5 protein-coding genes and 1 pseudogene are annotated in these 3,084 nt (G+C 61.8%); 2 read left to right on the top strand and 4 right to left on the bottom strand.

Annotated elements, in window-relative coordinates; translation table 11 throughout:
* Positions 1-291, top strand: a pseudogene (locus GCT13_RS47310) (ankyrin repeat domain-containing protein); the annotation flags it as partial.
* 12 nt (positions 292-303) lie between these two features.
* Entirely contained in the window at positions 304-546 is a 243-nt protein-coding gene (locus GCT13_RS47305; RefSeq protein WP_087740498.1) for an FmdB family zinc ribbon protein, read from the top strand.
* 794 nt (positions 547-1,340) lie between these two features.
* On the opposite strand, the gene GCT13_RS50425 is transcribed toward GCT13_RS47305, so the two are convergent.
* The 4 genes from GCT13_RS50425 to GCT13_RS47280 all read right to left on the bottom strand — a co-directional run bounded on the left by GCT13_RS50425 (position 1,341) and on the right by GCT13_RS47280 (position 3,077).
* The gene (locus GCT13_RS50425; protein WP_227747406.1) at positions 1,341-1,790 is read right to left on the bottom strand and encodes a DegT/DnrJ/EryC1/StrS family aminotransferase; all 450 of its coding nucleotides are present in this window, start codon (positions 1,788-1,790) and stop codon (positions 1,341-1,343) included.
* A complete protein-coding gene (locus GCT13_RS47295; RefSeq protein WP_087740500.1) occupies positions 1,777-2,058 on the bottom strand; it encodes a hypothetical protein in 282 nt (93 codons plus the stop codon). Before GCT13_RS47295 ends, GCT13_RS50425 begins: the two co-directional genes overlap by 14 nt.
* Position 2,059: 1 nt before the next feature.
* Positions 2,060-2,278 (bottom strand): putative nitrogen fixation protein NifT, encoded by a 219-nt coding sequence (gene nifT / locus GCT13_RS47290; RefSeq protein WP_087740502.1) that lies wholly within the window; start codon positions 2,276-2,278, stop codon positions 2,060-2,062.
* Positions 2,279-2,639: 361 nt separating this feature from the next.
* On the bottom strand, positions 2,640-3,077 hold the full coding sequence (locus GCT13_RS47280) for a nitrogen fixation protein NifZ (protein ID WP_152768396.1): 438 nt from the start codon (positions 3,075-3,077) through the stop codon (positions 2,640-2,642).
* Positions 3,078-3,084 lie beyond the last annotated feature (7 nt).

Genomic DNA, 3,084 nt, shown 5'->3' with positions numbered 1-3,084 from the left:
ATTGATCACGCGAACGGGAACGACATCACGTGCCTGATGCAGGCCGCCGCCAGCGGCCGGGTCGAGCTCATGTGGCTGCTGATATCGCTCGGCGCGAGCGACGGCCTGGTGGCGCCCGACGGGCGCAACGCATTCGACATGGCCACCGATTTCGGACTGCAGCTGCTGCGCATGGTAGGCCGACTCAGAGACGCCGCCCGGGCATCGTCCCCCGTCACCGGGCGGTACGTTGCGCAACCGGGGCAACCACGGATTCCGGGTGACGTCTTGCCGGATAATGCTTCGCGCTGAAGAGAACTTCTCATGCCGCTCTACGACTATGTATGCCACAATTGCGGGTTGCGTTTTGAAGCACTGGTGCGCGCCGGCACGACGCCGCGCTGTCCGCGCTGTCGCAGTACTGCGATGGATAAACAGGTCAGTGCGCCGTGCGCCCCTGCCCGCAGCACGGCGATCATCACGGCGGCACGCCGTCAGGCCGCGCGGGAAGGACATTTCAGCAACTACCCCGCTGCGGAACGCCGCAACCTCCTGCGCCGCAGCTGAAGCGGCACAGCAATGGGTACGGCAGGCTATCCAGCCCGGAAGAAGCACGAATCGATGATCTGCACCAGTGTGTCGCAAAATTATCGGAAGTAACGCAACAAAACGGGCAATTCTGCAGCCGCCCGGAGGGACAGACAGCAGCTCCAGCGCCGACGTTGGTCACGGTGTCCTTCAATTGTCTTGACGATGTACCTCCTCACGTCGTGCGCACGGAGCTGCGTGTGCAGCGGCAACGCTGGCGCCCGGTTGCCGATCCGCTCCGCGTCAGGAGCCACGCCCCCCTCGGATCGGGATCGCGTTGGCGGCCCTCATGTAGTGAAGGTGAAAAGGACAGCTGTAGGCCGCCGTTTCCATCCCACAAGCCTGCATGTCCTCGATCATTGGTGCACGCACGCTGTGGGTAAATCGCTTGCCCAGGTGCACGATATAAGCATCCAGCGCACTTCCTCCACGTCCTCGGCCCGACCGTGATCCGGACTTCCATTCCCTTGCGCCGGGCGGAGCCGTTCCTCGAGCCCCGCCAGCTGTGCCGGCCCGAGCGCCGCCGTCATTTCGCTCATACCCGCGGCAACGACGCGCAGGCAACGACCAGCACTGACTTAACGGTCCGCGACCCAGCGCGAGGCAGGTAACGCAACTCGTACGCCAAGCTTTCGTCGTCGGCGACGAACATGCCGCCTTTTCCAGCGCAACGAGCAGAGGACCCCAAAAGAATCGAACGCCGATACGTCGTCGAGCGAACCGACACGGCACCCACCTGTAGCGTGGGTCGAGCGCCTCAGTACCGTGCTCGATCAGACCGGGATGATTTCATCCGCAAGCTCGCGCAACGGTCCCCAGGCAGTGAGACGCCCGTTGGCATTCTCAGAGAGAATTGCTCGCGTGCTCTTACCCGTCTTCTGCTGTGCCGTGGCAACCTCCAGACAACCGCTCCACCAATTAATATCGACAAACACCGGCGCCGCGCCAGCCAATGTGTTTGCCTGCGCGACCTGATGCCACGGGTGCGATGCGCAGATCACTTCGTCACCCGGATCGATGCCGCACGCTCGCAGCACAATCCTGGTACCGCCGGTGTCACTCGCCTCCGCACGGGCGCGGCCACTCGAGCCAGCAAACGCGGCCTCAAACGAAGCGAGCATTGGCCCATCGCTCCAGCGCGTGAACTGCAATATGGCATGAACGAGTTCGATCTCTCGTGCTTCACGGGCTGGCTCGCTAAGCGCGATTTCAACAGTCTCCATCGTAGGCGCCCTCTTCGGCTAAGATGAGCATATCGGCCTCACTTGCCTCTGCCGTCACGGAGACGCAAACCCCTGTCGACGTCGCGAAATAGACGCGGCGACCACGAAACTCCAAGACCGGCTTTTCATTGTACAGTTCGCCCGCGCTGATCCGGATGACACGCACGTTGGGATAGCGCTTGCGCCAACTTGCCGCGGCTTCCGACAACGTCGGTTCGTTCAGAATCAATTCGGTTATCGCATGGATCTGATCTGCAGTGAGCGCCATGTCAGTCGTGCCCGCCCGCCAAGCGCCGGGCTTCTACGGTGACCGGAAGCGTGGTGTCGGGCGCCATCTCCGGCAACTCGAACTGCCAGCCGTTCGCAAGCGTGACGAGCCCGCCCCACATCCGCGCCCGCGCGATAGAGACGATCGGCTCCTCCAAATCCGTCCTCGGAATATAGGCGCAGAGTATGCCTTTGCTATCCTTTCGGATCGTGATTTTCACTGTAAATGCTCCTGTTCGGTTAGGAAATTTGCGCCGTACGAACGTGCATCGTTTTCAATACGGCGCGAGCAAATGCGGCGACGCTGGCAGCAGGCGACAAATGCCGCCGCGACAAACACATAAACCGTCACGGGTCCAACCCGTCTCCTTACGCAATGGTCGCACTGCTGCAGGAACAGTTTCGCCCTCCGTGCAGCCGACCGTAAGCCCCGTCAAAGAGGTACATCGGCTCGCCGGTCTCGGTCACATACCCGATACGGGCGATCTCGCGGCGCGCGCCGCCGCAAGACCACTCATTTTCGCCCCGGTCGTGATATCGGCCGTCGTTGTAGATATCGTGCCCTGCGCCCACGTTCATGCCTCACGAATAGGCCGGCTCGAGCGACTCCATTGTCCGATGCATCGTCCCGGTGTTCCGAGCGCCAAAGGCTGCGCCCCCTACGACACGGTCGCCGTCGGCGTTACCTAGCCCGATCGAGCGAAGAGCGGCGGCCCGCTCGCCCAGACATGCGAGCACGTCTTCAGGAAGATGGTCGAGCGTGCACAGCTCCTTTTCGCGCATGCCCACCAGGTGATCAGTTTCAACGAAGTGAACTGCATAGATGTAGAACCGCTGCAGGAACGTGTCGATCCTGGTGACGTAGCCTACGTCGCCCCTGTTCGCGAGAATCTCGCCCATATTCTTGCCGGTGTATGTACCGTCGTTGCGGATTACCGAGCGCGCGACCACACGCTCTCCAATACTGAATGACGGCGCAAATGCAACCTCGATGGCGTCGTCGTTGTGGAAGTCATGCATGACCTGC

The organism is Paraburkholderia franconis, assembly GCF_009362735.1.
In the GTDB taxonomy this organism is placed as follows: Bacteria; Pseudomonadota; Gammaproteobacteria; order Burkholderiales; family Burkholderiaceae; genus Paraburkholderia; species Paraburkholderia franconis.
Note: the sequence above shows the minus strand (reverse complement) of the source record. Positions and strands in the feature narration are given on the sequence as shown.